This window comes from Paenibacillus sp. FSL H8-0259, assembly GCF_037963255.1.
GTDB lineage: Bacteria > Bacillota > Bacilli > Paenibacillales > Paenibacillaceae > Paenibacillus_AQ > Paenibacillus_AQ phytohabitans.
The window spans coordinates 6,206,790-6,232,055 of the sequence record NZ_CP150147.1; the positions used below are offsets into that span (position 1 = coordinate 6,206,790).

The 25,266-nt window shown below is 51.8% G+C and carries 23 protein-coding genes, 1 pseudogene and 1 other annotated feature; of the genes and pseudogenes, 1 reads left to right on the forward strand and 23 read right to left on the reverse strand.

All coding sequences use genetic code 11. The annotated features are described in order from the left end of the window. Positions 1 to 381: 381 nt before the first annotated feature. The 3 genes from NSU01_RS26700 to lspA form a co-directional block, all read right to left on the reverse strand. Positions 382 to 1,635, reverse strand: a complete 1,254-nt coding sequence (locus NSU01_RS26700; RefSeq protein WP_039304354.1) for an LL-diaminopimelate aminotransferase — start codon at positions 1,633 to 1,635, stop codon at positions 382 to 384. A 100-nt stretch (positions 1,636 to 1,735) separates the two neighbouring features. Continuing rightward, positions 1,736 to 2,707, reverse strand: a complete 972-nt coding sequence (locus tag NSU01_RS26705; RefSeq protein ID WP_076244019.1) for an RluA family pseudouridine synthase — start codon at positions 2,705 to 2,707, stop codon at positions 1,736 to 1,738. Beyond that, positions 2,704 to 3,207: a signal peptidase II gene (gene lspA / locus NSU01_RS26710; RefSeq protein WP_076244020.1), complete on the reverse strand. Its 504-nt coding sequence runs from the start codon at positions 3,205 to 3,207 to the stop codon at positions 2,704 to 2,706. The genes NSU01_RS26705 and lspA overlap by 4 nt, the downstream gene beginning before the upstream one ends. Positions 3,208 to 3,463: 256 nt before the next feature. On the opposite strand from lspA, the gene NSU01_RS26715 reads away from it, so the two are divergent. After that, the gene (locus tag NSU01_RS26715; protein ID WP_042238479.1) at positions 3,464 to 4,192 is read left to right on the forward strand and encodes a TraR/DksA C4-type zinc finger protein; all 729 of its coding nucleotides are present in this window, start codon (positions 3,464 to 3,466) and stop codon (positions 4,190 to 4,192) included. Between the two features lie 33 nt (positions 4,193 to 4,225). Here NSU01_RS26715 and NSU01_RS26720 read toward each other — a convergent pair whose 3' ends face one another. The 20 genes and pseudogenes from NSU01_RS26720 to murG form a co-directional block, all read right to left on the reverse strand. Next, the gene (locus NSU01_RS26720; protein WP_144026082.1) at positions 4,226 to 4,528 is read right to left on the reverse strand and encodes a DUF5665 domain-containing protein; all 303 of its coding nucleotides are present in this window, start codon (positions 4,526 to 4,528) and stop codon (positions 4,226 to 4,228) included. A gap of 393 nt (positions 4,529 to 4,921) precedes the next feature. Then, positions 4,922 to 8,014, reverse strand: coding sequence for an isoleucine--tRNA ligase (gene ileS / locus NSU01_RS26725; RefSeq protein WP_039304346.1), 3,093 nt, complete (start codon positions 8,012 to 8,014; stop codon positions 4,922 to 4,924). 759 nt (positions 8,015 to 8,773) lie between these two features. Then, positions 8,774 to 9,052, reverse strand: a binding site (T-box leader). A gap of 86 nt (positions 9,053 to 9,138) precedes the next feature. After that, a pseudogene (locus NSU01_RS26730) lies at positions 9,139 to 10,112 on the reverse strand (N-acetylneuraminate synthase family protein). A gap of 66 nt (positions 10,113 to 10,178) precedes the next feature. Next, positions 10,179 to 10,472 (reverse strand): hypothetical protein, encoded by a 294-nt coding sequence (locus tag NSU01_RS26735; protein WP_076244022.1) that lies wholly within the window; start codon positions 10,470 to 10,472, stop codon positions 10,179 to 10,181. Positions 10,473 to 10,808: 336 nt separating this feature from the next. Beyond that, complete coding sequence (locus NSU01_RS26740; protein WP_042139375.1) at positions 10,809 to 11,294, reverse strand: DivIVA domain-containing protein; 486 nt, start codon at positions 11,292 to 11,294, stop codon at positions 10,809 to 10,811. Between the two features lie 165 nt (positions 11,295 to 11,459). Then, positions 11,460 to 12,242, reverse strand: a complete 783-nt coding sequence (locus tag NSU01_RS26745; protein WP_076244023.1) for a YlmH/Sll1252 family protein — start codon at positions 12,240 to 12,242, stop codon at positions 11,460 to 11,462. A 4-nt stretch (positions 12,243 to 12,246) separates the two neighbouring features. Then, positions 12,247 to 12,516, reverse strand: coding sequence for a YggT family protein (locus tag NSU01_RS26750; protein WP_039304304.1), 270 nt, complete (start codon positions 12,514 to 12,516; stop codon positions 12,247 to 12,249). A 7-nt stretch (positions 12,517 to 12,523) separates the two neighbouring features. After that, positions 12,524 to 12,967, reverse strand: coding sequence for a cell division protein SepF (gene sepF, locus NSU01_RS26755; protein WP_039304302.1), 444 nt, complete (start codon positions 12,965 to 12,967; stop codon positions 12,524 to 12,526). A gap of 11 nt (positions 12,968 to 12,978) precedes the next feature. After that, a complete protein-coding gene (locus NSU01_RS26760) occupies positions 12,979 to 13,662 on the reverse strand; it encodes a YggS family pyridoxal phosphate-dependent enzyme (RefSeq protein WP_039304298.1) in 684 nt (227 codons plus the stop codon). Between the two features lie 3 nt (positions 13,663 to 13,665). After that, complete coding sequence (gene pgeF / locus NSU01_RS26765) at positions 13,666 to 14,523, reverse strand: peptidoglycan editing factor PgeF (protein WP_076244025.1); 858 nt, start codon at positions 14,521 to 14,523, stop codon at positions 13,666 to 13,668. A gap of 265 nt (positions 14,524 to 14,788) precedes the next feature. Then, positions 14,789 to 15,133, reverse strand: coding sequence for a YlmC/YmxH family sporulation protein (locus NSU01_RS26770; protein ID WP_076244028.1), 345 nt, complete (start codon positions 15,131 to 15,133; stop codon positions 14,789 to 14,791). Positions 15,134 to 15,298: 165 nt separating this feature from the next. Then, a complete protein-coding gene (gene sigG / locus NSU01_RS26775; protein WP_039304289.1) occupies positions 15,299 to 16,081 on the reverse strand; it encodes an RNA polymerase sporulation sigma factor SigG in 783 nt (260 codons plus the stop codon). A gap of 78 nt (positions 16,082 to 16,159) precedes the next feature. Continuing rightward, complete coding sequence (gene sigE, locus NSU01_RS26780; RefSeq protein ID WP_039304286.1) at positions 16,160 to 16,879, reverse strand: RNA polymerase sporulation sigma factor SigE; 720 nt, start codon at positions 16,877 to 16,879, stop codon at positions 16,160 to 16,162. 23 nt (positions 16,880 to 16,902) lie between these two features. Further along, positions 16,903 to 17,868 (reverse strand): sigma-E processing peptidase SpoIIGA, encoded by a 966-nt coding sequence (gene spoIIGA / locus NSU01_RS26785; protein WP_171721024.1) that lies wholly within the window; start codon positions 17,866 to 17,868, stop codon positions 16,903 to 16,905. Positions 17,869 to 18,078: 210 nt separating this feature from the next. Continuing rightward, positions 18,079 to 18,939, reverse strand: a complete 861-nt coding sequence (locus tag NSU01_RS26790; RefSeq protein WP_076244031.1) for an Rpn family recombination-promoting nuclease/putative transposase — start codon at positions 18,937 to 18,939, stop codon at positions 18,079 to 18,081. Between the two features lie 128 nt (positions 18,940 to 19,067). After that, positions 19,068 to 20,183 (reverse strand): cell division protein FtsZ, encoded by a 1,116-nt coding sequence (gene ftsZ / locus NSU01_RS26795; protein ID WP_076244033.1) that lies wholly within the window; start codon positions 20,181 to 20,183, stop codon positions 19,068 to 19,070. A 64-nt stretch (positions 20,184 to 20,247) separates the two neighbouring features. Continuing rightward, the gene (gene ftsA, locus NSU01_RS26800; protein WP_039304274.1) at positions 20,248 to 21,510 is read right to left on the reverse strand and encodes a cell division protein FtsA; all 1,263 of its coding nucleotides are present in this window, start codon (positions 21,508 to 21,510) and stop codon (positions 20,248 to 20,250) included. Between the two features lie 339 nt (positions 21,511 to 21,849). Then, the gene (locus NSU01_RS26805; protein ID WP_076244034.1) at positions 21,850 to 22,614 is read right to left on the reverse strand and encodes an FtsQ-type POTRA domain-containing protein; all 765 of its coding nucleotides are present in this window, start codon (positions 22,612 to 22,614) and stop codon (positions 21,850 to 21,852) included. Between the two features lie 66 nt (positions 22,615 to 22,680). Then, positions 22,681 to 23,964 (reverse strand): UDP-N-acetylglucosamine 1-carboxyvinyltransferase, encoded by a 1,284-nt coding sequence (gene murA / locus NSU01_RS26810; protein WP_042139384.1) that lies wholly within the window; start codon positions 23,962 to 23,964, stop codon positions 22,681 to 22,683. 186 nt (positions 23,965 to 24,150) lie between these two features. After that, positions 24,151 to 25,266 carry an undecaprenyldiphospho-muramoylpentapeptide beta-N-acetylglucosaminyltransferase gene (murG, locus tag NSU01_RS26815; RefSeq protein ID WP_076244035.1) on the reverse strand — a complete coding sequence of 372 codons (1,116 nt, stop codon included), beginning with the start codon at positions 25,264 to 25,266 and terminating at the stop codon, positions 24,151 to 24,153.

A 25,266-nucleotide genomic window follows, 5' to 3' on the forward strand; every position in this document is an offset into this window, starting at 1 on the left:
AGTTCCCGGCTGGCTTATCTTTATATCAGAGGCTGCTAACGCCACCTCACTCTCACACCGTCACATGCATGCTGTCCCCCCCCTGTTACCGGCCTGCCTGTCCAAGTAATGTTGCACATTTTACAGGATTTTTGCTCCGCAAATGCATCAATGGGCTAAATGTTGTATTTTTTCCAGCATTTAGGATGAATATTTACTTTTCTGAAGCAGATTGTTGTAAAGAGTGCAGGATTTGCGCTTTCAGGGCCTGTTTCGTCTGAGTAAAGTTGCAGTTTGTACAACATTTGACCAGACCGGAGCGGATAGTGAGGCTCGGGAGCGATCGGCTGCCATAACAAAAAACCGCCGCAGATTTCTCTGCAGCAGCCCCATCAACCATACTTAAAATTCGAATTCAACGTCGCTCAGGCGTCTTTGAATTTCGGAAATTACACGCTTCTCATCTTCCTCGCCTTTGGCAACGAAAGTCACGGAGAAACGGACGAACGCGCCGGCATCATCCCAAGGCACGGTGGAGATCAGCTTCTCGCGGATCAGGAACTGTGAGAAGTCCTCGCCGGATTCGAAGCGGCGTCCGCCTTTAACCCCTTTTGGAGCAGCTACATACAGGAAGAATGAACCCTTCGGTTTCTCTGCCTTGAAGCCCAGGCTGTTCAGTGCATCCACCAGCATGTTGTGGCGGCGGGAGTACTTGGCGGCAATCGCTTCGGTAATCTCAGGATGAGACAGACCGTATGCGGCAGCTTTTTGAATCGCGATGAATTGACCGGAGTCATTGTTGTCCTTCACATCACTGAACGCCTTAACGATCAGCGGGTTGCCGGCAACGAAACCGATTCTCCAGCCAGTCATGTTGTAGGACTTGGACAGGGAGTGCAGCTCCACGCCGACATCCTTGGCACCAGGTACGGACAGGAAGCTCAGCGGCTTCACGCCATCATACGTCAGCGCTGCATAAGGAGCGTCATGGATAACGACTACATCATATTTCTTCGCCCAGGCTACTACTTCGCTGAAAAATTCAGGAGTTGCGCTTGCGCCTGTAGGATTGTTCGGATAGTTCAGGTAGAGCAGCTTCGCCTTGTGGGCTACGTCTTCGGGAATAGAGTTCAGGTCAGGCAGGAAGTTGTTCTCCTTCTTAAGCTCAACGGAGTAGACTTGTCCACCCAGATATTTGGTGTGAGTGCCCAGCACCGGATAACCCGGAACGGTCATGATGGTGATGTCACCCGGATTAATGAAGACCGATGGCAGCATAGCCAGTGCAGGCTTCGAACCGATGGAATGTACGATTTCATTTACCGGGTCGATGCCGTCTACCTGGAATACTTCCTTCAGATAAACAGCAGCCGCCGCTTTGAATTCAGGAATCCCGTTGTCGGAATATCCGCGGTTTTCTTCTTTGGCAGCTTCAAGGGCAAGTCTGGCCACAATGCCTTCATCCGCCATTTCGTCCGGCTCGCCGACGCCCATGTCGATCAATTCAATGTTAGGAAAATCCTGCTTCGCCGATGCTTTGGCGCGTTTGATTTTCTCGAATTTGTAGATGGAAGTGTCCTTGCCATATCCGGCGCCGCCGATGCGGTCCGCAAAATTAGTCTGAATGAATGTTTCCTGATAGTGTTCAATACTCATAATCTTCGTCTCATCTCCTGGCTTTTGTTGTGAATCCATGATCTAAATATGAAGCAAAGCTGTCTTAGAAGCCATGGACTTATAATCTATTCATTTGTACTTATCTGCTGCGCAGTGTGTACAGCACTTCTTCCATATCTGCCGGAAGCGGCGCGCTGAACTCCTTATACTCTCCTGTGATAGGATGCACAAATCCCAGTACAGCGGCATGCAGAGCCTGTCCAGTCATCGTCGTGCCTTTGCTGCGTCCATAGATTGGATCGCCGACCAGCGGATGACCGATGAACTTCATATGCACACGGATCTGATGCGTCCGTCCGGTCTCCAGCTGCAGTTCAAGCAGTGTACAGTCGCCGAACCGCTCCAGCACCGTAAAATGCGTCACAGAACGTTTGCTGTTCTTCTCGGTGACCATATACAGCTTACGGTCATGCGGATCACGGCCGATTGGCGCATCTACTGTGCCCTTATCATGAGACAGATTGCCATGCACTACTGCGATGTAGCGGCGGGTTACACTGTGCTCCTTCAGCTGCGCGGCCAGCGAAGCATGACTGGCATCATTCTTGGCAGCCATAATCAGACCGGAGGTATCCTTGTCGATGCGGTGCACAATGCCCGGACGAATCTCGCCGTTAATGCCTGACAGGTCCTTGCAATGATACATCAGCGCATTGACCAGGGTGCCTGAGGGATGTCCTACTGCCGGATGCACCACCATACCACGCGGCTTATTCACCACGATAACATCGCTGTCTTCATATACAACCTCAAGCGGGATATTCTCCGCAATTAAATCCGTAACTTCGGCTTCCGGAACCGTAACAGCCACCTTGTCGCCTTCATACAGCTTGTAGTTAGCTTTGACCGGAGCGCCGTTCACCGTCACATGACCACCGCTGATCCACAGCTGAACCTGCGAGCGGGAAACATCTTCTTCCCAAGACTCCGTAATGTACTTATCAATCCGTTCCCGGGCATTCTCCGCGGCAACCATCCATTCGGTGACGTCTCTTTCTTCTTCGAGGGCGCCAGAAACCGCCTGCTCATTGACGTCTTTATTCAAAATCATTCATTCCCTTCTCTGACTTCCTGTGATTCCTTAACTTCGGTGACTTCCTGCTCGCCTTTCACATCCAGCAGCGTATCGAGAATAATCAGGGCTACCCCGACCACGATGCAGGAATCGGCTACGTTGAAGATCGGGAAGGTATAGCTGCCGAAATTGAACATCAGGAAATCCACAACTTCACCGTTCAGAATCCGGTCGAGGAAGTTTCCGACGGCTCCTCCAAGCACCAGCGACAATGCCGTAGGCAGCAATTTGCGGGTCTTCCGGGCCTTGTTCAGATACCAGACGATACCGGCAACAACTATAACCGTAATTACAATGAAGAACCACTGTTGTCCTTCAAGAATTCCGAAAGCGGCTCCACGATTGCGGTGGGACGTGATAATGAAGAAATCCTTTATAACCGGAATCTGCTCTGCAATCTCCAGCCGGGTAGCAATCAGATATTTGGTACCCTGGTCAATCAAAAATACAATTAGCGCAATCAGAAAGTACACCACAGAAGTTGTCACTCCGTTCTTATTTTTCCCGCGGTCCGCGGTACGAATACTGTATAAAGACTTGTATATTGTAGCACAGGCCTCAAGATACCGTCCATTGCAAGGCACTCTAAACCCGCCAAAGTCCGGGCACTATTTTCCATCGCTAAAAAAGGGCCCCTGCGGCCAAGCTATACAAGCGGAAACGGCTTTGCCCTTCTTTATAAAGACGGTACCGTTTCAGCGAGGATTAAGCCACCGAAAGGAGCTCACAGCAATGAGCCATCTGACATCAACCCAGCTCTCCGGGCTGCGCGCATTACTGCTACAGCAGCAGGAGGACATCAAGCACAGGCTGCAAAATAATGAGCATTACGGACTGCAGGAAGCTATGCGCGATACTACAGGAGAGCTGTCCGAGATCGACAACCATCCCGGCGATGCCGCCACCGAGCTGTATAACCGTTCCATGGATATTTCCCTGCTGGAGCGGGACGAGCATGAGCTGGACGATATCGAAGCGGCGCTGCGGGCGATGGATGAAGGCACCTATGGCATTTGCATAGCAAGCGGCGAACCGATTCCTTATGAACGTCTGGCCGCGATTCCATCCACCCGTTACACCAAAGAGCATGCTCCCCGCCAGAGCGCTCCGTTTACCCGCCCGGTGGAGGAGGAGCTGCTGTCTCCGCCTTTTGGACGGACCAGCCTGGATGAGCGGGAGGACCAGAACGGCTTCGACGGGGAGGATGCCTGGCAGATTGTAGAGAGCTGGGGCAATTCCGATTCCCCTGCCATGGCCGAAGGCAATAACATCAGCTCCTATAATGATATGGAGATCGAAGCGGACGAAACCGAAGGCTTCGTGGAGCCATGGGAGAATTTCGTCGCTACCGACATTACGGGAAATCATCTAACCATCATCAAAGGCAACAGTTACCGCCATTACATGGACGACGGGGAAGGTGACTACCTGCTGGACCCGCTCAAAAAAGAAAGGGAGTAGCCGTGTGCTGCTCTTTTTTAATTTGGACCCGGTTCAGAAGGTCTTCAGCTCCAGCTGATGCTGCACGATCCGCACAATGTCCGCAATATAGTCCCCGATAATCGGCAGATTCAATGCCCCGAGCACCTGAAGCACATAAATAATCGTCGCCGCAAAAAAAGTAAACCCGAGCGCAATCCCCAGCCCCCGGGCTACTCCGGATAAAATATTCAGCCAGATCAGCCGGAACGGCGAATGCAGCAGCTCCGTATATTCCGAAATCCGCGATTTCTCCATCTGCTGGGCCAGCTGGGTGGTCATCCGGTACAGCGCGTTCAGCTTTTCCTCCTGCGGCAGATCCGCCGGATCACCGGCTGCTGCGAGCGCGGCTGCAGGCTTTTGAGAAGAAAATGGTGTCTGTATACACTCCCCGGAATGCAGGAATTGCCGCTTCTCCTCCGGTACTTTACCGGTATCCCTGCTGCTGTCTACTCCCGAGGTCTGAATTGAAATTCTGCCCGGCCCTTCCGGCCTCTCCGGCTTCCCGGCCTCCGTATCTACATCTTTCCATCCGCCCATGCCTCCGGCACCTCCCTCGAATCTCTATGACCCGCAAAGCAAACGAGCCCGGTTAAAGAGACTTATCTCTTTAAGCACGGGGCTCGTCATTTTGCATTCTAACCCATAGAAGCTTTTCCTTTGCGGCTAGTATATGCCATATAGGGACAAGTGATGCAGGGTGTGTGTTACTTAAGCGCCGATATGAATTCCGATGCTCTTGCCGCCGGCATCCACAGTTTCATAGGTATAATCTCCGTCAAAATCAACCGTAGTCACCAGTACATTCTCGCGCAGCACATGCTCGAATGCGGTAACCGCCGCCTTAAGCTCGTCATCGACATGCAACGTAAGAGCAATCCGTTTGTCGATCGGCAGATCCAGGCGTTTACGGTAATCCTGCACCGCACGTACGACTTCGCGTACCCAGCCTTCCTGCACCAGCTCCGGTGTGATTTCGGTATTCAGCGCCACCGTCAATCCATAGCCGGAAGCCGAGGCAAAGCCTGGTTTGGCCTGCTTCTCAACCAGCAGCTCCTCGGATGTGATCTGCAGCTCTTCCCCGTCCGGCGATACAATGGCGAGTCCGCCGTCCTGTACGGTTTTGCGGGTAGCGTCACTGTCCATGGCCTTAAGGAAGCCCTGCAGGAAGCCGACGTTCTTGCCGTATTTCTTGCCTGCGACCTTCAGGTTCAGCTTCAGGGTGAAGTCTACAAAGCCGCTGTCGCTGTGCTCGATCACAATATGCTTCACATTGATTTCGTCTTTGATCAGCTCTTCATAATCTGCCACATTGAAGTTATCGTCAATCGAGGCGATCAGCTCAGACAAAGGCTGGCGGGTCTTGATGCCGCTCTCGTTACGCACGTTGCGGGCCAGTTCCACGATCCCTCTGGCGCTCTCCATATCTTTTTCCAGTGCAAGATCGATCAGGCTCTCATCCGCTACCGGGTAATCCGCGAGATGCACGCTTTCGCCGCCGCCCAGGTTCGTAAAGATATCCTCGGACAGCATTGGTGTGAACGGTGCCATCAGCGTAGCTGTGGTCAGCAGGACATGCGTAAGTGTGCGGTATGCGTCCAGCTTCTCTTCGCCCAGCCCGCTGCCCCAGAACCGGTCACGGGAACGGCGGATGTACCAGTTGCTCAGCTCATCTACGAAATTCTCAATTGCTTTGGACGTATTCACGAAATCGTTAACGGCAAGACCTTTATCCACCAGCAGGATCAGACTGTTCAATCGGGACAGAATCCAGCGGTCGAGCTTATGCTCTGACAGCTTGAACGGGTGATCCGCAGGATCGTAGCCGTCGATACCGGCATACAGCGTCAGGAACGCATGCGTGTTAACCAGGGTATCCACAACCTTGGACTTCGTCTCTCCCACCAGACCGCGCGAGAACCGTTTGTTGTTCCATGGCGCACTGTCAGACAGAATGGCCCAGCGGAACGCGTCGGTGCCGTATTCGTTCATGATCTCCCAAGGGTCGATGACATTGCCCTTGGACTTGGACATCTTCTGGCCGTTCTCATCGAAAATATGACCATGGGCGATTACCGCCTTGTAAGGCGCTTTGCCCGTGAACAGCGTCGATACGGCAAGCAGGCTGTAGAACCAGCCGCGTGTCTGGTCGATCCCTTCGCAGATCATATCCGCCGGATACTGGTCTGCGAATCTGTCCTCATTCTCAAACGGATAGTGACTCTGGGCGAACGGCATCGAGCCGCTGTCGAACCATACGTCGATGACTTCCGGTGTGCGCACCATTACGCCGCCTTCACTGAACGGACTCCGCAGCTTGATGTTGTCTACATACGGCTTATGCAGCTCGATATCCTCTGCTACTTCGCCGATCGCCATCGATCTCAGTTCAGCAATACTATGCGGAGCGAACTCCTTGCCGGTGTCCTGGCAGACCCAGACATTCAGCGGCGTGCCCCAGTAACGGTTACGGCTGATATTCCAGTCCACCAGCTCCTCCAGGAACTTGCCGAAGCGGCCTTCACGCACATGGTCCGGATACCAGTTCACACTGTTATTGTTGGCGATCAGCTGATCCTTGATCGCTGTTGTCTGGATGAACCAGCTGTCTGTTGCATAATAGAGCAGCGGAGTATCGCAGCGCCAGCAGAACGGATAGCTGTGCTCGTACTTCTCTTTACTGTAGAGCAGTCCCCGTTCGGACAATACCTTCACGATATCGAGGTCGACGTCTTTGACGAACCGTCCGGCAAAATCGCTCACCACACTGGTGTATTTACCGGAGGTATCCACCACATTCACGAAGCTGATGCCATTCTCGCGGCAGCTCTTGTAGTCATCTTCACCATGTGCCGGAGCCATATGCACGATCCCGGTACCGCTGGAATCCGTAACAAACGATGCGCCTACGATCACATTATGCTTCTCTGCCTTGATATAATCGAACGGCGGAGTGTAGCTCTGGCCGATAAAGTCCGCACCGGTATGGGTGGACAGGATCGTATACTCGCCTTTGAGCACCTCATCCACTAGATTCTTGGCCAGTACATATACGCCGTCTTCCTGTTGGGCACGCACATATTCCATATTCGGGTTCATTGCCAATGCCATATGCGCCGGAAGGGTCCAAGGTGTGGTCGTCCAGGCCAGCACATAATCGCCGCTGCCGTCCAGCTTGAACTTAGCTGTAGCACTCAGGTCCTTGACTGTCTTGTAGCCCTGCGCCACTTCATGGGAGCTCAGCGTCGTCTGACAGCTCGGGCAGTACGGGCTAACGCGGTGTCCGCGGTACATTAAGCCTTTGTCATGCACGGTAGCGAGGATATTCCACACGCTCTCGATGTAGGTGTTATCCAGCGTAACGTAAGGGTTATCCAGATCCGTCCAGTAGCCGATTGCTTCGGTGAACTCACGCCACTGCTTCTCATAGCCGAATACACTTTCCTTACATTCCTTGATGAATTTCTCTACACCGTATTCTTCGATGTCCTGCTTGCCGGAGATGCCAAGCTTCTTCTGCACGCCGAGTTCAACCGGCAGGCCGTGGGTATCCCAGCCCGCTTTGCGGATTACGCGGAAGCCCTTCATCGTCTGGTAGCGGCCGACGAAGTCCTTGATGACCCGGCCCAGCACATGCCCGATATGCGGCACGCCGTTCGCCGTCGGAGGTCCTTCATAGAACACATAGTTCGGGCGTCCCTCGCGGTTCTCCATGGATCTGCGGAACGTATTCTCGTCGCTCCATTTTTTCAGGATACGGACATCTCTGGCCCGTGCTTTTTCTTTTACATCTACTTTATGCATGATGGTCAATCCTTCCGTGGTTTAGTCTTTAAACCTTTTCGATCCCTCCCAAACCCTCCCTTCGCCAAGGGAGGGCCCCAAGGGCTCCGCCCTCTGGACACCCGGAAAGTTTGTCGATCTCCAGGGGAAAGGTGTTTGGTAAGTTAATTTTGTTGTAATGCCCGCTTACGCCGCAAGCGGCACGCTCTACCTCAGGCACCCGGCCCGCGAACCCGTTAGGGCAGCGCTGGGCCGGGGCCTCGCTCTTGCCGGGCACCCGGCCCGCGAACCCGTTAGGGCAGCGCTGGGCCGGGGCCTCGCTCTTGCCGGGTACCCGGCCCGCGAACCCGTTAGGGCAGCGCTGGGCCGGGGCCTTGCTCTTGCCCTGGCACCCGGTCCGCGAACCCGAAGGGCAGCGCTGGGCCGGAGCCTCGCTCTTGCCGGGCACCCGGCCCGCGAACCCGAAGGGCAGCGCTGGGCCGGGGCCTCGCTCTTGCCGGGCATCCGGCCCGCGAACCCGTTAGGGCAGCGCTGGGCCGGGGCCTCGCTCTTGATCTTCGCCCTAGGTCTTCCGCAGTTAAGGCCCCGCAGGCGTACCCGTCAGGGCAGCCTAAGAAGGGCCGCGCCATTCGCCGCAGTAATCCTTCCCCTTCCGCCATCGTCACTCACCACTCGGAGCACTTGTTGCAGGTGTCCAGAGGGCGGCCAGCCCTTGGGGTCCCCCTTGGAAAGGGGGATTTAGGGGGATGGACCCACACAAAAAAAGCGTCATCCAGCCCCCAAAGGGGCGAGACAGCGCTCGCGATACCACCCTAATTTGCACCTCATGCACATCCTTAGGGGAGTGTATTCAGTACAATCTCAGTTCCGCATGCAGAAATGCCACACGGGTCCGGGATAACGTCCGGCAGACGGCATAGCTTACACACGTATGCATATACGCTTCAGCTTAGCTTCTAGGGGAGGATCTTCCGGCAAGGCGTGAACGATCGGCTCGCAGCAAACACCGACTCTCTGGAGAACGTTACCTTATCGTACTTGTCCCGTCATCGAATTTCGATTCAATGGATTACAGATATGTTCTAGTTATAGTCTGTTTAGAACCAATTGTCAAGATCCATAGGCCCGGAACCGGGAAGGCAGGGTTATAATAACAGCTCCCAGCTTACCGGAGTGCCGAGGGGAAGATCCTTTTTCATTTGTTTTCCTAACAGCAGGTCGTAGTATTTCGGATCTAGACCATATCCTGGACGAATTACTTTAATATTATCCCCCGTCAGCACTTCACCAGCCTTTATATCCTTAGATACATATATCGACCGCCTGAATTGAAGTGATTTCTCCTCGTCCTTCGTGGGACCGATGGAAACCCTGCCGAGTGCCCTCCAGGCCGTATCCGTCTCTCTCACGAGGGAAGCAAATTCCCCGGGCTCCAGAGAAAAAGCCGCATCAACCCCGCCATCCTCAGGGTTAAGGGTGAAATGCTTTTCAATGACAGTGCTGCCCAGCGCTACACTTGCAACGGCGGCCCCCACGCCCAGGGTATGATCTGATAAGTCTACCTGGCAATGAAACACTTCGCTCAAATACGGAATGGTGTTCAGATTTGAGTTTTCGGGCGAAGCCGGATAACTGCTTGTGCATTTTAATAGAATATACTCACTGCAGCCTGCACCGGTTATTGTGTTTACCGCATGTTCAATTTCGCCGAGAGAAGCCATTCCTGTAGAAATAATCATCGGCTTTCCCTTGGAGGCGACTTTGAGGTTTCATCAAACGGTGTACTGAGGGGAATCATCCCTAGTTCCCTGCAGGCATCAAATATTCTTCCGTGCCATTCCCAGGGGGTATACGCCTCCTTATAGAGCTCAAATAGAGACTTTCCCTTCCAAAGCCCGTTGGATTCAGGAATCATGAAATCTCTCTCCTGGATATTCAGCGTCATCGTTTCGGGTGTATACGTTTGAATTTTAAATGCGTGTGCGCCAGCCTTGGCCACCGCCTTAACCAGCTCAAGTGCCCGGTCAAGTGGCTGATTATGATTGCCGGACATTTCCGCGATGATAAAAGGAGGATCCCCGCTTCCTATACGCCGGTTACCGATCGTGATTTCCTTCATTTGCTCCAGCAGCCTCCTCTTTCAACACTTCACTGTGCTTCTCCCATTGCTCCTGAAAGATCGCCATTAATACCACATCGGTATATTGTTGATTTCTATGCCCCATTCACAGGTTTGGTTGGTGAGGTTGATCTGTGAGAATTGAACGAGACCTATAGGCTGTTCTTGATAAAAGCATAATTTCACAAGCTTGCTTGCATCCTTCTCCGCAGAATTCAGCCATCTGTAATGCTCATCTAAGGGAATGGGCTCAGCATGATTCATAAAAGGACGGATATGGCCGGCGTTGCGCCACTCCAGGACAAGGCTCTTATGTTCTTGACCCAGGTTCTCCAGCTTATAGTCATTAATGTCTGCCATAGTCCCCTCCCATGATCCTGTCTATAACCTCATTGAACCGGCCCTCTCCCATAAGCTGAAGTGCCTTCTCAGACATATCTTTCACCAGTGAGGTGTTCCAGACCATCCTTAGGAATGTATCTGTAGGACATCATGTTTTTCAGGTATTTGCCACAAACCAAGAGGATCTTCAGGGAGACATTACTGTAACTGGCCCTGTTATCATTACTGCAAAGGTTTTCGCGCCGCAATAAAACACAAAAAAACTCCTTTGTAGAAGTCTTGTTTATTAAACAAACAAGATCAATAACTTCTACTAAGGAGTTTTTTATTCAAATGAATGGCCCGGATTCCCGCTCACAAGGCGTTCTCAGTAACCTCGCGGCTCTCAAGCGCATTCCAGTCATCCTGCGACAGCAGCTCCAGCTGGGCCTCCAGCAGGGTCCGGAAACGGGTGCGGTAGATTGAAGCCTGCTTGCGCAGCTCTTCTGTCTCGATCGCTACCTTGCGGGATTTGGACAACGCTTCGTTGATGATTCGGTCCGCATTTTTTTCCGCTTCCTTAAGGATCAGCTGTGACTCTTTTTTGGAGTTGTTCTTCACATCATCTGCAGCCTCCTGAGCCACGATAATGGTCTTGGACAGGCTTTCTTCAATATTGACAAAATGATCAAGGCGTTCCTGAATGGATAAAAGCTGGTTGTGCAGCTCTTTGTTCTCACGAATAACGCTTTCGTAATCCTTAATGACCTGATCCAGAAATTCGTTGACCTCATCTTCGTCATAACCGCGGATTCTCCGAGAGAATTCCTTGTTATGTATATCGAGCGGTGTTAATGGCATGCTGTGCACCTCCTAGAAATTTCGGACATCCATTGTCCCTGAACGATAGTCTGTCCGGAAGACAAAGATGAAAGACTGCTTGCTTGGATATCCCCAAAAGTGAAGGGGGGTGTTTCCCTTGAGAATATCAATTTCGACAAGCACGCCTGTAATCCTGCAAAGAACTCAGACAAATTTGCCTACCAGAATCCGGTAACGGCCTTTCTTCGTCAAGCTGCCGATCTCCAGCACCTTGAACCGTCCGAAGCCCTGGATAGAAACTACATCACCGTCTTTCAGACTGCAGGACGGATCCTCCTCCACCTTCCAGTTCACCCGCACACGTCCGGCTTTGATGGGAGCCAGAATTTTGCTCCGGCTAAGCCGGGTCACATCCGCTGCAATTCCGTCAAGTCTCAGGGAAGCCACGGTGAAATCCATCGTCTCCAGCTTAACCTGGCTGCTGCGTAAGCCGGATAGCGGCAGTATCTCTGTACTAACGTTGATCCGGTGTACACCGGTCAGATTCATGGACAGATAATCGGCGATATCCTCAGCTACCACAACGTGACAGCCGTCCTCCAGCACATGAATATCACCGATCTTGCCTCTTTTGATGCCCAGTCCCAGGATGGCCCCCATATAATCACCATGCTCCAGCGCAAGAAATTTCTGCTCCCCCGAGGTAATGGCCAGCACCTTCAGCTCCATGTCCTCACCCGTGAGATCACGGTAATCCGGCGCAACCATAGCCCGCTTCCGCTCGGCATCGTCAGAACCGCCCTCCCAGCGTACAATGACATCGGGGTGGCGGTTCACCAGGCTCTGCAGTATATATCCCTGACGGGGATCGAGAAACTCGGTCAGCTTGGTCTCATGGTACTCTCCTGCATTCGTAACCCATTCCCAGGCCTTGTCCACAAATTGCCGTTCATCCGGGTGGAAGTGGCCGTAAATTTCATTCTTCATGTGATTAGCCAAACACCAGGGCCACAATGGAATGAAGTCCGCCTACTGCAAACCGGAGCACGACAATCGCAATAATCGGGGAGATATCGATGGTTCCGAACAGAGGCGGGATGATTTTCCGGAATGGCGTAAGATACGGCTCCACAAGCTTGCCCAGCAGCTCACCGATAAAGTTCTCACGCAGATTAGGCAGCCAGGACATGAGAATGTATACGATAATCATGTAATAGTAAATTGTAAATAGGATGTCTATAATTGAAGATATTTGATCCAAAACCTGCTCACCTCATTCTGTTGTAATCTTGATCGTCACCAAGAATTTCTGTTATGGAGCCTTGAATTTCCACTGTATCCGGAGTGCACATAAATATATTGCCCCCAATCTTTGATATTCCTCCACCCAGGGCATAAACCGTTCCGCTTAAAAAATCAATAATCCTCATTGCCTGATCGTTACGCACCCGCTGCAAATTAATAACTACCGTGCGGTGCGCACGCAGATGGTCGGCAATCTCCTGGGCCTCGTCATACGAACGCGGCTCGTAGAGCACAACCTTCACATTTTTTTGCGAATGGATACTGACGACGTTGGCCCGCTGATTTTTGCGTGTTTCTACAGGGGCGGGTTCGTATTCATCCTCATCACGGGAAATTTGCTCCCGCTCCACTATTTCCTCTTCCTCCTGCAAACCCAAGAAACTCATAAACCGGTTCATCACGCCCATCAATCTCCCTCCTAATGACCTACTAGTACCGTACCCAGGCGCACCCGGGTGGCTCCTTCCTGTATCGCCACTTCAAAATCATTCGACATTCCCATCGACAGCTCTTGTATAGGCTCAGGTGTCAAAGCAAGCTGATTAAGCGAATCGCGCAGCTCACGCAGCCCCCGGAATACGGGACGGGTAAGCTCCGGATCTTCCTCATGCGGGGCCATGGTCATCAGTCCGATTACCTTCACACGGCTTAGCGGGGCGATGTCCTTCAGGAAACCCTCCACCGCTTCGGGCGGCAGACCGAACTTCGTATCTTCTCCGGAAATATTCACCTGCAGGAACACCTTAACATCCAGTCCGGCGGCGTCCGCCTTCTTGTGCAGCTCCCGTGCCAGCGATAGCCGGTCGAGCGAGTGTATATATTCAAATTTACCTATAACGTCTTTTACCTTATTGGTCTGCAAATGCCCGATAAAGTGCCAGATTCCCTTGTGTCCAAGCGCATTCCATTTAGGCTCTGCATCCTGCCAGCGGCTCTCCGCAATCTCCGTGAGCCCTGCTTCCAGCACAGCGGCTACCGTATCCAGAGGTACATATTTCGTCACCGCGATAACCTTGACGTCACTTACATCACGGCCGCTGACCGCGCAGGCCTGTGCGACACGTTCCAGGGTGATGGCGATTCTTTCCTGTAATGAGGCCAAAATTCAACTCTCCTTTATTCCGATCCAGCTCGTCATTCTCCCTGTAACCCCATTTTCCTTGCGGTACGAAAAGAACAGATCACTGTTACAGCTTGTACACCAAGTTGTACATTCGATATGAGTCGGCAATATTCCTGCTTTTATCATAATGCGTTGATTCATTTCTTTCAAGTTAAGCATACTTTTGCTGCTGTCCTTATCCGAGCTTCTATATAAGTCCGGCGCCCCTTCCACCATCATCAGCGGGTTCAGCCCGGCCTCCAGCCGGCGGACGTGGTCCATTACATAATCATCTACCTCGTAGCAGCATTTGCCAATCGAAGGGCCTATGGCAGCCTGGATATCCTCCGGACGGCTTCCATACTCCTGTTCCATTCTGTCCACCATCGCTGCTGCGATCTCTGCCACAGTCCCCTTCCAGCCTGCATGCGCCAGCCCCACAACACTGTGCACGGGGTCATAGAAGTAGAGCGGCACACAATCCGCATAAAAGGAAGTCAGCAGCACACCCGGCACATTAGTCAGGAGCCCGTCGGTAGCCTGAAAAGCTGTAGACCGGTCCAGGCTGCCTTTTCCGCGGTCCTGTTCTGTAATTACCGCTATATCTTTACCATGGGTTTGTTCTCCACAGGTCCAGGACTGGAGCCCGAAACCAAGACTTTCGGCCAGCAGCTTTCTGTTGCTGAGCACAACAGCCGGATCATCACCGACATGAAACGCACAGTTGAAGCTGTCATACGGCTTCGTACCGCTGCCGCCCTCTCTGCCTGTGAATCCTGCTGTGATTGCATTATACTTCTCTCGCCACGGCTCCAGATGAAGCAGCATAGGCGTTCCGTCACTCCGCATAAACGGTTCCATATCTTCACCTCCGCTTAAGTGTAACATAAACTCAGCCCCACAAACTCTCCCCCATAAACTCTACCCCATAAACTCTACCCCATAAACTCTACCCCATAAACTCTACCCCACAAAGTGATGTTATGCTCCGATGCCTATCCAAGTACTTTGCGGGGACCCCGAAAACCTGCCACACAAAATAATCCCCACAAAGTGACGTTATGCTGCACACTCCTGAGCCCACCCTATGCCTTTACCCATATACGCAGAAAAAAGACGCACCCGATTAATAAGTGCGCCGCTCGCTGCGTTCCGGCCGCTCCAGATACATCATCTCCCGCTCTTCCTGGCCCTGAGGCATCCGGGATTCCTCAATTTTCACCAGGACGACATCGGCACCGATCTTGACGATATTCCGCCACGGGATAATCAGATCCGAACCGCCTCCGAACAGTCCCATGAACCTTGTATATCCCGGTACGATGATGGCATCAATAACCCCCCGGCGCAGATCCAGCTCCAGATCACTAATCTGTCCGAGCCGCTTGCCGTCCACAATATTAATAACATCCTTGGTTTGAAAATCAGAGATTTTCATCTTTTTGCCCGACCCTACGGAATCTTCATTCATCCTGCCACCCCTGTACATTCAGACCTATAGCTCCAGTATATGTGCTTAAGGCTTGGCAACATGTCTTAATTCATTTCCGGCCTTCGCCGTTACATACAAAAGGATACCCCGGGCAGCCGCTCACGCGCCTTCCGGAATATCCCCCGCTTATCTATAGCCTGCTGTTTAAGACTTCACATGCTTTTGCATTTGCTGAATAGCCGACTTCTCAAGCCGCGATACCTGCGCCTGTGAGATCCCAATCTCATCCGCTACCTCCATCTGGGTTTTACCTTCAAAGAACCGCATGGACAAAATACGTTTCTCGCGCTGTCCCAGCCGCTGCATGGCTTCACGAAGAGCAATCTCTTCAATCCAGGATACATCTTTGTTCTTATCGTCGCTGATCTGATCCATAACATAGATCGGATCACCGCCGTCATGATAGATCGGCTCGAACAGGGATACCGGGTCCTGAATAGCATCAAGGGCAAAGACGACATCCTCTTTAGGTACACCGAGCGCTTCTGAAATCTCGAGGATCGTCGGTTCCCGCGAATTCTGATTGGTCAGGCTGTCTCGGACCTGAAGGGCCTTATAGGCAATATCCCGCAGCGAGCGCGATACCCGGATCGGGTTGTTGTCACGCAAGTAACGGCGGATCTCTCCGATGATCATCGGCACCGCATAGGTAGAGAACTTGACATTCTGCGATAAGTCAAAATTATCGATGGCTTTCATGAGTCCGATGCAGCCTACCTGAAACAGATCATCCACGAACTCCCCACGATTATTGAACCTTTGAATTACGCTAAGAACAAGTCTAAGGTTACCATTTACCAATTTCTCTCTGGCGGATCGCTCGCCCTGCTGCTGCAGCGAAGTGAACAATGCCCGCATTTCCACGTTCGTAAGAACGGGTAGCTTAGCGGTGTCCACACCGCAAATCTCGACTTTATTTCGGGTCATGATGATTTACCTCCCAAGGAGAAACATTACTGTACATTATCTCCCCGGTCCGGCATTTTATTCCTCGGTTCCTTCAGCTTACACCATCTTGTTGAACTCCTTGCGCAGCCGCTTGATAATTCTTTTCTCAAGCCGCGAGATGTAGGATTGGGAAATGCCAAGCAAATCAGCAACATCCTTTTGGGTTTTTTCCTCACCGCCGCGCAGTCCGAACCGCAGCTCCATAATTAATCTTTCCCGTTCACTGAGCTTCTCCAGCGCCTTCTGCAGCAGCTTGCGGTCCACCTGTTCTTCGATATTCCGGTAAATCGTGTCATTCTCCGTTCCCAGCACATCCGATAGCAGCAGCTCGTTGCCGTCCCAGTCAATATTCAGCGGTTCATCAAAAGAAACCTCGCTTCTAGTTTTGCTGTTGCGCCGCAGATACATCAGAATTTCGTTCTCAATACAGCGTGAGGCATAGGTGGCCAGTTTTATTTTTTTCTCCGGATCGAAGGTGTTGACTGCTTTAATCAGTCCAATCGCCCCGATGGAAACAAGATCCTCGATATTGATCCCTGTGTTCTCGAATTTCCGTGCGATATACACCACCAGCCGCAGGTTGCGTTCAATCAGCATGGCCCGGACCGCCGCATCACCGCTTGAGAGCCGCTGCAGCAGGAATTCTTCCTCTTCCCGTGTAAGCGGAGGAGGCAGCGCTTCACTGCCCCCGATATAATAAATTTCCTGGCTCTTCAGTCCCAGCAGAAACAGCATGCGGTAATACTGCAGTTGCAGCACAAGTTTGAATTTGACCATTTATTGTTCCTCCTATATGTTCCTTAACTCATAGCCTTGTCTGCCGGCGCCTCTACAGCGCTCTCATTGTGGGTCAGGTCAGGATGTATGACCGCCCGGTACGCTCCGTCTCCCGACAGTGTCCCGCCATCCAGCCCGATGAGAACCCTCTTGCTGTAAAAGGTTTCGCCGCCAAGCTTTATCATCACTGAATCCGGCTTCAACGCGAGCATGAAGGATGCCCCGCGGTTAACGCCTCTGTACGGCACCAGCCGTATTCTGTCCTGCCAGGCAAACGACTGCCCGTCCGCTTCCAGCACAAGTGTATCTGCCCCTGTCTGTGTCAGCCTCCCTTTCCATGAGGCCGGCAGATGGCCTTCCCATAGTGAGGATTCCATAACCATGACCGGAATTCGCGTAAGCGGATCATTGAGCCGGTTTCCGGTGTCCAGCAGCCCTGGACAGGTAACAGATACTCCGTCAATCTCCACGGTCACTTCACCGATATATGTCTCCAGCTGCTCCCTGCGCCTGCGCGAGGATTGAATCAGCTTGAAGAGAAGAAGCACCAGCGGAAGCATCGCAAGCACGAACCAGAATCCAATTTTCAACCGGTAAGCTTGGCCGCCTGAAGAAGTAAAGATAATGCCGTTCCAGATGTCGCCTGAGCTTTGCAGCAAATAATGAATCCCTACTATACCTCCTGCCGCCGCAAAATTAATGATATAAAATGCCCCTAATGCACGAAGATAGCTTTGCAGACTTCTAAATCCGAACGCGATCCACAGCATCACTACCGACAACCCGAACTTGATGAGGAAGGTGTACATGAAGGACAGCTCCGGTACAAACATCATCACGACATAGAGCGCGCCAACCAGCGCAGAGAGAGACAGGCGCCACCAGGACACCTTCAGCTTGACCAGCCAGCTGGTCAGCCACAATAGAATTCCGTCGATCAGCAGATTGGCGGCGAAGATCAAGTCAATATAAACAACCAGTGTTTTCACCTGCCTGGTAACGGATATCTAGCCGGAGGCCAGGGTGAAGGCTCTCTTTTTAGACGATAAGATTAGTATAGGAACTCTCGCATTCAAAGTCTGTCTAAACTTGGGGGGCGTACTTACGTTTTTTTTGTCGAGTTATAGGTCAGCAGAGATATTAAGAGGATAAAAGAAAAAGCCAGCCTGTTGAGGCTGACTTCAAGTTCGAATATTCATTCAAGTGATAGATTTCAATTCTTCTTCAGTCAGTCCGGTTGCCTTCATTACAGCAGGAAGATCCAGCCCCATAGCCAGGAGATTTCTGGCTATTTCCAGTTTTGCCTCGAGCTCACCTTCTGCTCTGCCTACTGCTATGCCTTTAGCAAACCCTTCTCTTTGTGCACCGTCTCTCTGCGAGGCTTCGTCAAGCAGAAACTTCTGGCGGTCCTCATATTTACGCCGGGCTTCCGAATCCTGACTCAGAAACTCCAGGGTTTCCATCGCCTTCCTCAAAGCAGGTTCGTTCATCAACAGCACCTCCCAATCCGAGTGGTTTATTCCCTTCAAGAACAGCAGCCAGTTCACCAGGCCGCCTTGGCCGGGAACAGCTGGCTGATTCAGCTTGGGTAATTCCAGAAAATGAATTTCAATATCATCCGTGAGCGGTGTTCCGGTTGCATCCTCCCGTAAATGAAATACACTATGGGGATATTCGTTAGGCAGCACCTTATAATTCAAAATGTTGATTGTTACGCATTTCTTGAGGTCTGTATATTTGCCGCTTACCTGAAGCTGGCCCGCATAACGTTTGCTCCAGTAATATAAGGTCCTTTTCTCAATATCGTATTTGTTGAACAGCTGCATTTCAATATTGATCAGCTTGCCCTCCACAGACTTCGCCCAAATGTCAAATATCGATTGCTTATCCAGCGGATCATCCTTATCCGTATACGGATTGAGCAGCACTACTTCCTCCAGCGGCGGATCTCCCGCATCCATGAATATCCGGTTCAAAAAAGCCAGCAGCACATCCTTGTTACTCTCGCTTGCAAATATCCGTTTAAATACGAAATCTACCCGGGGGTCCAGCAGTTCCATTCCATCGTCTCCCGTTATCGTTATTATAACAGCCTGAAAAACAAAAAAACACCGTATTCGTCCCGGCTAAATGCGGGTCGAATACGGTGCTTCCGTAAAAAAACTATGCAGTTTATGGTTCTTAGTTCTTAATCGTTGTTGCCGCGTGTGCGGTTGCGCAGGAATGTAGGGATATCCAGCTGATCAGAGGTTGTCTGATTGCCGAACGGACGAAGATTCGCGTTCTTGTCCTTCTCCGCTGCCGGCTCACTGCTGGCTACCGGACGGCGTGCAGGCGCTACAGGAAATGGCTTGTGTTCAAAGCCGGTAGCAATGACAGTGACCTTAATCTCGTCCTTCATGCTCTCTTCGATAATAGCACCGAAGATCATATTCACTTCGGGGTCCGAAGCAGAGGTAACGATCTCAGCAGCTTCATTCACTTCATACAGGGAGAGGTTAGCGCCCCCTGTGATGTTCATAATTACGCCGCGTGCACCTTCAATGGAGGTCTCGAGCAGCGGGCTCATAATGGCTTTGCGGGCCGCCTCTGACGCACGGTTCTCACCGGTGGCAATACCGATACCCATAAGCGCTGAACCGCGTTCGGTCATAATCGTCTTCACATCGGCAAAGTCAAGGTTGATCAGACCGGGTACCTGAATAAGGTCGGAGATCCCTTGCACCGCCTGACGGAGTACATTATCCGCTTCACGGAATGCCTCCAGCATCGGGGTTTTCTTATCCACAATTTCCAGCAGGCGGTCATTCGGAATCACGATCAGCGTATCAACCTTTTCCTTGAGCGCTTCAATTCCGAGCTCTGCCTGATTTGCACGTTTTCTTCCTTCAAAAGTAAACGGACGGGTCACGACGCCTACCGTCAATGCTCCGCACTCTCTGGCAATCTCAGCAATTACAGGCGCTGCGCCTGTTCCGGTGCCGCCGCCCATGCCTGCGGTTACGAAGACCATATCCGCACCCTTAAGCGTATTGGAGATCAGATCGCGGGACTCTTCAGCCGCTTTCTTCCCCACTTCAGGATTGGCTCCAGCGCCAAGTCCGCGGGTCAATTTATCCCCGATTTGCAGTTTATGCTCCGATTTGGCCATATGCAGCGCTTGGGCATCTGTATTAACCGTGATGAATTCAACACCCTGAACGCCATTTTCAATCATCCGGTTTACAGCATTGCTTCCGCCGCCGCCTACGCCGATGACCTTTATTTGGGCTAAGCTCTCCATTTCAAAATCAAATTCCAACATATTGTTTCCATCTCCCCCTCGAGTAGTGCTTGGATGGCCAGTCCAAGTATATCTGGACTTACACTTATATGAACTCGCTGAACATATTCTTTAGACGTTCCACCAGCCCCGGCTTCTTGGAAGAATCCTGACTAGGTGCAGCACTTTGCTTGCTGCGGTTAACCGTCTTCTTATTGGCGCTTCCGCCGCTGCTTCGTCCGCGGAATCTGCGCACAACGGTATGAAGTATACCCACACCGCCGGTGAACCCGGGGTCACGTACTCCAATATAATCAGGTACGGCAATACGTACGGAGGCTGCCAGTTCAGTCTGGGCTACCTTCAGGACACCCGGCATCGAAACGGTGCCACCCGTTAGTATATAACCTCCCGGAAGCTCATTGTAACCAAGCCGCTTCACTTCCTGGCGGATCAGATGGAAGATTTCTTGAACTCTGGGCTCAATAATCGCCGCCAGATCCTCCTGGTTGAATTCCTTCTCAACATTGCTGCCGATCCGCAGAACCTTGAACACGACGTCCGAGGCAGCGTCATCAATCCAGGCACAGCCATATTTCAGCTTGACCTTCTCGGCCTGATCCGTTAGCGTTCGCAGACCGTATGCAATGTCATTGGTTATAAATTCTCCTCCGATCGGAATCGTAGAGGTTGCGCACAAGGAACCTTCTTCATATACGGCTATCGTCGCCTGGCCGGCACCGATATCCACCAGTACTGCTCCCATTGATTTCTCATCTTTGGAAAGCGCTAATCCGCCTGCCCCGAGAGACATAAGCACAAGATCTTTGACCTTCAGACCTGATTTCTCCACGCAGCGCAGCAGATTATGTATTGGTGTCTTAGCCCCGGTAATGATCGTCGCTTCAACCTCAAGGCGGACTCCGATCATTCCGCGCGGATCTTGAATTCCTTCAAGCCCGTCGACGATATATTGCTTGGCGACAACATCAATGACTTCGCGCTCAGGAGGCAGTGCTATGACCTCAGCAGCCTTGATCACGCGGTCGATATCATCTTCGCCGATCTCACGGTCTTCATTCTGCACGGCAACTACGCCGTGACTGGATTGCAGGCCGATATGATTACCGGATATACCGACATATACCTCGGATATTTGAATACCGACCATTTGCTCCGCATGTTCCACGGCACTCTTGATCGATTGCACAGTCTGATCGATGTCTACAATCGCACCCTTGCGTATTCCTTCCGAATCAGCAGATCCAACGCCAATAATATTAAAGGTTCCATTGGTAACTTCCCCAATAATTGCCCGAACTTTGGATGTACCGATGTCCAAACTAACAATGATGTCATTGTTGCTCAAGCCCTATGGCACCTCCTGTTATAATCATAATAAATTGTGAAGCCAAATAAATATAAAATACGCTTTGATCCCGGTCCCGGGAAACTTCTCTGTACATATTCAACATCCCTAATCCTTTCCCTCTTTTTTCTACAAATTTTTTGAATGGAATAATATAACAGCCTTTTGGCAACAAACAACTGCTTTTAATTTTTTCTAAAGCATATAAGTTCTACCTTTTAAGAAATGACAGCTATATCCATGAATGCATTTCAAAAAATCCGCAGAAAAAAGAGGGATATTGCTTATTGCCCGTAAAACCGATTGTAGCATTTTTTCCGCTCTATTAGTAGGGACTATTTACTCTTGTGTGTCTGCATCCTCCCCGGAATCCTCCGCTTCTGTATGAAATGGGACGTAAGAATCGGCCTCAAGCATCTTGATCAATCCCGGCTGCTCGTTTTCAATCACTTGATTCAGGTATTCTACCTTATCCTTAAGCAGTGAAATTGCCGTAATGACCTCAAACCGTGAACGTGTATACAGCTTAATACGGTCCGGAAAAGACAAAGTCGGGGAGGGGACGATCTCGGATATATCACTGGTCAGTTCATTCGGAATATCAGCCAGCGCCTGGCACAGCTTCGTCTTGTAAGGATCATCACCCTTCCAGTTGGTTAATATCGGCTTCTCAACGGCAATCCCTGTATCTTTGACAGATACTGCGGCTCCGCTGGACAGAATCGCCTCAAGCGATCCAGCCTCATCCAGCTCGTACGCCACCGCGGGAAATTCCTTAATACTGATGTTAATCACACCGGGGAATTTCTTGTCCACAGCCGCTTCCTGAACCGTCTTCAGTCCTGTAAGTGCACTTTCCACGGAATCTCCGGAGACCGCAAAGAACTGTCCGCCGATCGTAAGACCGCTTGTGGCAAGCAATTCCTCCCGGGATGTATATTTATCCCCCTGGAAATTGATTGCCGTAATCTTACTGACGGACGAACGGAAAAATATCACGGCCAGCAGCGCAATAAACAGCAGCAGCAGGATAATGGTGATTTTACGGCTCATTCTCTTACTGGGCTTGTCCTCTTTAAGAAGAGGCATTCGGGTTTTAGGCATTCTCATATCTCCGTAATAAGGCCCTGTCTCCTTCCCGCGCACTCGGGCCGAAGGAGACAGGGAGCTTTAATTGGCCAAATCCAGCGGGTCCGGTACAGGTACCTTGCGGCTAATGCGTGCACCCAGCTTCTGAAACAGTATCTCGATGCCGTCATATCCGCGGTCAATATGATGCGCCTGCTCAACAACGGTAGTTCCTTGAGCGGCAAGTCCGGCGATAACCAGGGCAGCTCCGGCACGCAGGTCGGTGGCTTCTACCGTAGCTCCGTATAATCTCTGCACTCCGCGTATAAACGCCCGGTTCAGGTCAATGGAAATGTCGGCTCCCATCCGGGCCATCTCTTCCACATGCTTAAAGCGTCCTTCAAATACAGTTTCTTTAATCACACTGAATCCGTCAGCCAGGGACAAAAGGACCATCACCTGGGATTGCAGATCTGTAGGGAACGAAGGATAAGGGGAGGTTACAATTCTTTCTACTGCACGCGGACGCCCCATACAGCTGATATTAATTATATCATTGCAAACTGTAATTTGAACACCGGCACGCCTCAGAACATGGATCAGGGATGTCAAATGTCCTGCGTTGGTGTGGGTCAGTGTCACATTCCCCCTTGTAGCTGCAGCTGCGATCATTACGGTCCCGGCAACTATCCGGTCGGGAATGACCTCATAATTGCAAGGATACAGCTTGGAGACGCCCTGAATGGTGATCGTATCTGTTCCCGCACCGATGATTTGCGCACCCATCGCATTCAGGAAATTCTGCAGATCCTGGATTTCCGGCTCTCTGGCCGCTCCGGACACCGTTGTGGTCCCCTCCGCCATAGCGGCAGCCATCATGATATTCTCCGTGGCTCCGACGCTTGGATAATCCAGATGAATATCACAGCCTGTCAGTTTGGCAGCCCGGCAGCAGATCATCCCGCTGGTCTCCTCAATCTCCGCCCCGAGCAGCTTCAGACCCTGCAGGTGAAGATCAATTTTGCGTTCCCCGATGGCACAGCCGCCCGGCTGATAAATCGTTACTTCACCAAACCTGGACAGAAGCGGTCCCATTAGAAAAATGGAGGATCTCATCTGCCGCATTAAATCCTCCGGAACATGGGAGGTTGCGACGCAGGTTGTATCGACCGTAACCGTTTCATCTTCATGCACGGCCCTGCAGCCCAGCCTTTCCAGAATATCCAGCATAGTTTCGATGTCCAGCAGCTTCGGCACATTATGCAGTGAGTGAACTCCTTCGGCCAGCAGGCTTGCCGCCAGAATCGGCAGGGCCGCATTTTTCGCTCCATGGATACGTATGGTGCCTGACAGGGGATTTCCACCCTCAATCACCAATTTGTCCAATGTATCACCTCCGAGATTACCGCTCACCCACCGTTGGGCACTTCCTGTACACAGATCAACAGAAATAGGCCGGGAAGCTACCCCGCTCCACATTTCATGAACTGGAAGTGCTCTGGGTGATTGTCACGATTATAGGATCATCCTATGTTCGTGACCTCTCGTGTGTGACAATGTAAGCCCGGGATTCTAGCGTTTCCGGCCTGCGGCCAGTCTGCGGAGCTCGGCGACAACCAGCGAGGCGGAGTCTCTTTTACCCAGCCGCCTTGAGGCATCGGACATACTGCGGCGTGCAGCGTCCGCTCCGATAATCTTATGCACCGCTGCGAATAGTGCCTCGCCGCTTAGATCCTTCTCCAGCAGCACAACGGCTGCCCCTTCACGTTCAAGCTGTCTGGCATTCGCTTCCTGGTGATTATTCGTCACATTGGGAGAAGGGATAAGCACAGAGGGAATGCCAAGCGCAGTAATCTCTGCAAGAAACGATGCCCCCGCCCGGTTCACGATGAGTGAAGTACAGGCCAGTACCTCGGGCATATTATGAATATACGGAAGAATATGCAGGGAGTTCGGCAAGCTTCCGAGCTTCTCGCGCACAGCTTTACGGGTTTCCTCGAAATAAGCCTCTCCGGTAACATACACATAGTGAACACCATTACCCTTACCCACAAACGGAGCCATTTCAATCATCGCCCGGTTAATTGCCCTGGCGCCTCCGCTTCCTCCGACTACCAGCACAACCGTACTGCCTTCAGGAATCCCAAGTGAAGCGAATCCCCGCTGCGGGTTGGCAGTCATTACCGTAGTTGCCCGGGGGTTGCCTGTGTAGATTACGTTCTTAGCCCCTGGAAAAGCCGGCTCCGTGCCTTCAAAGCTTACGGCGACCGTATCGGCATACCGGCTGAGGAAGCGGTTGGTCAGGCCCGGGATCGCGTTCTGTTCATGGATAAGCGTCGGGATGCCGAGCCGGGATGCAGCGTACACTACCGGCCCGCAGACATATCCGCCCGTGCCGATAACGACATCCGGCTTGAACTCCCGCAGCATGGCTTTGGAGGCCTTCACCCCCTTCAGGAAACGCATTACCGTCTTCACATTGTCCATCGAGAGCTTACGGCGGAAGCCGGTAATATCAATCGCTTTAAAGGGCAGATTCTCTTGGGGAACAAGCTTGCTCTCCAGACCGCGTTTGCCCCCGATATACAGGAAGACGGATTTCTCTTCTTCGGATTCCAGCTGTCTGGCCACGGCTACGGCCGGATAGATATGTCCGCCCGTACCGCCGCCGCTTAATACAATACGCAT